This is a genomic window from Calidithermus roseus (assembly GCF_003574095.1).
In the GTDB taxonomy this organism is placed as follows: domain Bacteria; phylum Deinococcota; class Deinococci; order Deinococcales; family Thermaceae; genus Calidithermus; species Calidithermus roseus.
The window spans coordinates 1-4,312 of record NZ_QWLA01000129.1 but is presented as its reverse complement, the minus strand read 5'-3'; the positions used below and the strand labels follow the sequence as shown (position 1 = coordinate 4,312).

General features: G+C 63.8%; 8 protein-coding genes and 1 pseudogene. All 9 read left to right on the top strand.

Annotated elements, in window-relative coordinates:
* Positions 1-223 precede the first annotated feature (223 nt).
* The gene (locus Mrose_RS17885; RefSeq protein ID WP_245970019.1) at positions 224-517 is read left to right on the top strand and encodes a zinc ribbon domain-containing protein; all 294 of its coding nucleotides are present in this window, start codon (positions 224-226) and stop codon (positions 515-517) included.
* 254 nt (positions 518-771) lie between these two features.
* Positions 772-921 (top strand): hypothetical protein, encoded by a 150-nt coding sequence (locus tag Mrose_RS19550; RefSeq protein WP_245970018.1) that lies wholly within the window; start codon positions 772-774, stop codon positions 919-921.
* Positions 894-1,655: an ATP-binding protein gene (locus tag Mrose_RS17875; protein WP_119280565.1), complete on the top strand. Its 762-nt coding sequence runs from the start codon at positions 894-896 to the stop codon at positions 1,653-1,655. Before Mrose_RS19550 ends, Mrose_RS17875 begins: the two co-directional genes overlap by 28 nt.
* A gap of 46 nt (positions 1,656-1,701) precedes the next feature.
* The gene (locus tag Mrose_RS17870) at positions 1,702-2,073 is read left to right on the top strand and encodes a hypothetical protein (protein WP_119280563.1); all 372 of its coding nucleotides are present in this window, start codon (positions 1,702-1,704) and stop codon (positions 2,071-2,073) included.
* The gene (locus Mrose_RS17865; RefSeq protein ID WP_119280562.1) at positions 2,070-2,702 is read left to right on the top strand and encodes a hypothetical protein; all 633 of its coding nucleotides are present in this window, start codon (positions 2,070-2,072) and stop codon (positions 2,700-2,702) included. The genes Mrose_RS17870 and Mrose_RS17865 overlap by 4 nt, the downstream gene beginning before the upstream one ends.
* Positions 2,699-3,145 (top strand): hypothetical protein, encoded by a 447-nt coding sequence (locus Mrose_RS17860; RefSeq protein WP_119280560.1) that lies wholly within the window; start codon positions 2,699-2,701, stop codon positions 3,143-3,145. Before Mrose_RS17865 ends, Mrose_RS17860 begins: the two co-directional genes overlap by 4 nt.
* Before the next feature lie 153 nt (positions 3,146-3,298).
* Positions 3,299-3,745 (top strand): annotated as a pseudogene (locus tag Mrose_RS19890) (Rad52/Rad22 family DNA repair protein).
* Between the two features lie 107 nt (positions 3,746-3,852).
* Positions 3,853-4,086 (top strand): hypothetical protein, encoded by a 234-nt coding sequence (locus tag Mrose_RS17850; RefSeq protein ID WP_119280559.1) that lies wholly within the window; start codon positions 3,853-3,855, stop codon positions 4,084-4,086.
* Positions 4,087-4,181: 95 nt separating this feature from the next.
* Positions 4,182-4,312, top strand: a 131-nt coding sequence (locus Mrose_RS19885; RefSeq protein WP_119280557.1) for a helix-turn-helix transcriptional regulator, incomplete at its 3' end; no start/stop codon positions are given.

Sequence of the window (4,312 nt, the reverse complement as noted above, 5' to 3'; positions counted from 1 at the left end):
GTGGAAGGGAGGGGTGGGGGAATAAGTGAGGATGGGTGGATGAGTGGGTGTCTCTCCCTCCACCCGGGGCGCTGGAACCGGGTGCAAGCCGGGCCGCGCCCCTTCACCCCCCCCGACGGGCTGCCGGGCGGGGCAGTCGGTGTTCAAACCCCCACTCTATACGGGTTTCGCGGCAGAGGGGGGACGAACTCCAGCGGCGCAAAGCTGCCGCGTGGGGGCTGACATGGGCTGGGGGCAGTTCTTGAACATCCTCTACGGCAAAGCGGCGGAGGCTGGCCGTAGGGTCGTCGGCGTCCATCCGACATACACCTCTCAGATATGTAGCGGCTGCGGCCATGTCCAGAAAGTGCCTATCGGCAAGCCCTACGAATGCGGGGCTTGCGGTTTGGTCATCCACCGGGACGTAAACGCGGCGCTGAACATCCTGAGAATGGGGCAGGGCTTGCCCCTGGGCGAGAGCGATGAGGTTGCTCGTGCTCGTAGACCCCAGAAGCCCCCGGCTTTAGCCGTGGGGTAAGTCACAAAATGTCACGCCTACCCTGACCCCGCCGGGGCCCTGGCCCAGGCGCTCGGCGGCTGGCAGGCGGGGCTGTTGTTTCGGGCCCGCAAGGAGCAGAACCCCTGATCCAGAAGCTGGCCCACCAGCACAAAGAGAGCCTGCTGGAACTGCTGAACCTGGCCGAGGGCCTTCCCCTTCCGAGGAGAATCCCCACCACCCTGGCCTGGCTTGGGGAGTTTGCGGAGGCCCTCGAGCGGCTGGGGGATGCCGAGGTGCAGAAGGTGCTGCTGGAGGTCAGGAAGCGAGGGGTGGAGAACCCCCTGAGCTATGCGGCCAAGGTGCTGGCCTCTATTGCGCCGCACCCGGCGCAAAAAGCGCACAAGGAGGAGAAAGTATGGACACCCACCGGCGAGCAGTTCTGAATCTTGCCCCCTTGCTGGAAGCGGTGAAGAGCAAGCGGGGGCAGGAAAACCCCACCGACCCCGGCCTGCCCCCCTGCCCGCTGTGCGGGGCGGCGGCCCTGAGCGGGTATACCTTCGCCCGGCCCAGCCAGATCGAGCACGATTGCGACTGTGCCTACCTCGAGCCCGAGCGCTACCAGGCCGCCCTGCTCAAGACCTGGCGGCGCTACACCGCTCCCCGGCTGCTGCGGACTGACCTGGAGGGCTACCCGAAGTACAGGGACTACCTGGAGAAGCCCGTAGAGGGGCACCAGGGCAACCGGACCGCGCTGGAGGCGGTGCGAACCTACGCCGGAGGCATCCTTTACCTTTTCGGGCCGCCGGGGGTGGGGAAGACCCACCTGGCCCTGCGCCTGGCCGGGAAGATCGCCGCTGAAGGGCGTTTCGTGCGCTTCAGGAGCGAGCTGGACTTTCTGGCCGAGGAGCGGCTGGCCGCCGCCGGGGAGGGGGCCTTGCCCACCTATGAGCGGCTGGTGCTCGATGACGGGGGCAAGAGCCGGCTCTCCCCCTTCAGCGCCGAACGCCTCTACGCCCTGATGGAGGGGGCCAGCGCAGGCCGCTACGACCTGATCCTCACCTCGAACCTGGCCCCGGAAGCCTTTGCCGCACGGCTGGGCGAGGTGGGCGAGGCCGTGCTGTCGCGCATCCGGGGTGGGCTGGTGGCGGAGGTGCAGGGGCCGGATAGGCGTTCCTGAACCAGGGGGCCCTTGAGGGGCCCCGTAGGACGATTGAGGAGGAAAAATGAGGGCTTTTCGTGCCTGCTGGATCCGAGAAGGCGGCCTGAATCCCCCTTTGGGGGCGGTTGGCATCGCCTGGCCGCTGCCTAACCCCTTGCCCCAGGAGGAGGGTAGCTGGGTGTTCTGGCAACAGGGGGCGGCCTGGTACTGCAACCCTGAGCGCGACGTGCAACTCCTCGAGGCCACCCTGCACCCCTGGCAGATCGGCCCCGGTGCCAGAGTCATCCACCCCCGGCCCGCTGAGGTTCTGGACGTGGTGCGCGACCCTGACTGGGACTGGCCCACCCACGTCACCCTGCTTACGCCCAAAGGGGATCTGGTTTTCCATGTCCCCATCGAACAACTGGTCATGTCTATCGAAAAGGAGGCTGCATGAGCAAGATTTATGCGCTCGACCTGAAATCTGAAACTGTAGGGAACGCCACCCACCTGGCCCTGCTCACCGACGAGGAGGCCGACGATCTGAACCGGGTCTCGGGTGACCTTTACGAAACCGGGGAGCTGGAGGTTGTTGGACGCTGGGGCAATGAAAATTGCTTTCTGATGCGCCACTACCTGGGGCATGGGTGCGTGCTCGATTTGCACGATCCCGAGGCAGCCTGGGCCAATGTTGACGCCAATGCGTTGGATGAGCTGCTCGGGTCTGAGCAGGTTGCCGCTCTGGTTCAGCGCATCCGGGGAGGCTACAGCTCAAAATGGGATGGCCAGAACGTGGTGGGCCAGCTGGATGAGGACGCGCAAGCGGCGCTGGCAGAATTGCAGCAGCTCATCTATGCCTGCGACCGCCTGCCGGATGGTTACGGTTACTGGCCGGTAGATGAGGCGCTGCGGCATTACCAGCTCCAGGCCAGCGATCTGAATCTGGTCAACAGCCAGGGCGTTGAGGCCCTCGTCGAGCATCTGCGCCAGGACTGCCTGGGCTACGGGATATGGCTGGATCGAGCCGAGCTATGGGGCTGGGTCAGAAACCGCCTCGAACAGGAGCTGGAAAGGGGTGGCGAATGAAAAAATACCCGCAGGTCACCGTCCGCCTCTCTCGGGAGCAGGCCCAGGCCCTCGAGGCCCGGGCCGCTGCCTGGGGTGGTAGCATCCATGCCGCCGCCGGGGAAATCCTCGAGCGCTACCTGTACCTGGTGGCCAGCGAGCTGCGCGACCTGGCCGGGCAGTTTAGCCTGGCTGAGGTCTCGTTGCTGGCCGATGTGGTCAACGGTTGGCACATTGAGCCACATACGGTTGGCCTGCTGTGGGCAGAGGTGGCGGATGCCCTCGAGGAGGGCTACGCCGAAAAATGGCAGGTGGACGGCCCAGTGCTGGTAGCCCGGCTGCGCAACCTGACCTACGGCCAGACCCTGGCCCTGACCGATGCCCTCCAACGCTGGTGGGCGCAGGGGGAGCGGGCGGCCACGGTAGAGGGGTTCCGGGCGGTGGGGTTGGAGCTGAGACCATGATGTGGGGCCGGATCATTGAGGAAATGGCGGCTGAAAGTTGAACCAGGGGGCAGCACCTGCACCGACTGAGACGGAGAATGCGCCGGGTTCGGCGCATGAAAGGACCAGGGGGTGGCTTGGGCCACCCCTCTGCTTTGCTTGCAAGGAGGAAACATGGAAGCCATCAACATCCTGACCGCGCCTCTCACCGCCGACGAAATCGAGTGGAAGATCATCGGTTTGGGGTCTGGGGCGTGAGACCCCGACCAAGCTCCAGTTTGGTCGGGGAGGGATAGCCCCAGGCGCTCGTCAGAGCGCTACACCCACTCACCTCCTTTGCATGGGGAGTGGGTGGAGAAGCAGGACGGCGCAAGCGCTTCCGACATGGAGCCTTTCAAGGGGGGCATCTCGGGTGCCCTCAAGCGGGCCGCGACCGTCTGGGGAATCGGGCGGGAACTTTACACCTACCCCAGGGTGATTGTGGAGGGCGAGCACAAGTACATCCCCTGGAAGGTGCTGGAGCGGCTCAAGGGGTTGCCCAAGGCTGTGGCTGAAGGCAAACCGCTGCCAGAGGTGATTCGGCTCAATCCCGAGGGGGAGAGTGTGCGGAAGGGGGGTTGATCATTCTTCAGTCTCTCGTGTAGTTTACATTTATGATGAATATTGCCGAGTAAAATTGTTGACATAAATTAACATCCATCGTATTCTTTGAAAAGAGGTACAGATTTATGGCAGGTAAACGCACCAGCCCTTCAATGGCAACTAAGGCCGCAAAGGCGTTGGATGATGGGCGGACTAGCCGGGTGACTAAATCCCTGGCCGCCAGCGTTCTGGCTCAAACCGGTGACAACAGCAAGACCAGCGCTGAGATCGCCTCCCTGGCCTCAGAGGTGCTCAGTAATCCGAAGTCCAGCGACATCGCCAAGAGTTTGGCCGCATCGGCGCTGTCCCAATCCGAGTAAGATCCCCGCACGCCCTACGTCTGCACTGTGAGCAGGTTGGTGACCACCGACTGCCTCTCGGACGTTAAGAAGGCACGTAAGGTAAGGGGCTTTCTATGATGAACGTCGGCTACATTCAGCCACTCCGCGAACAGCGGGGTCTAAGTCAAACCGATCTGGGTAACAAGGTCGGGGTGACCCGGCAGACCATCGCGGTCTGGGAAAAGGGTGACCGCATGCCATCTAT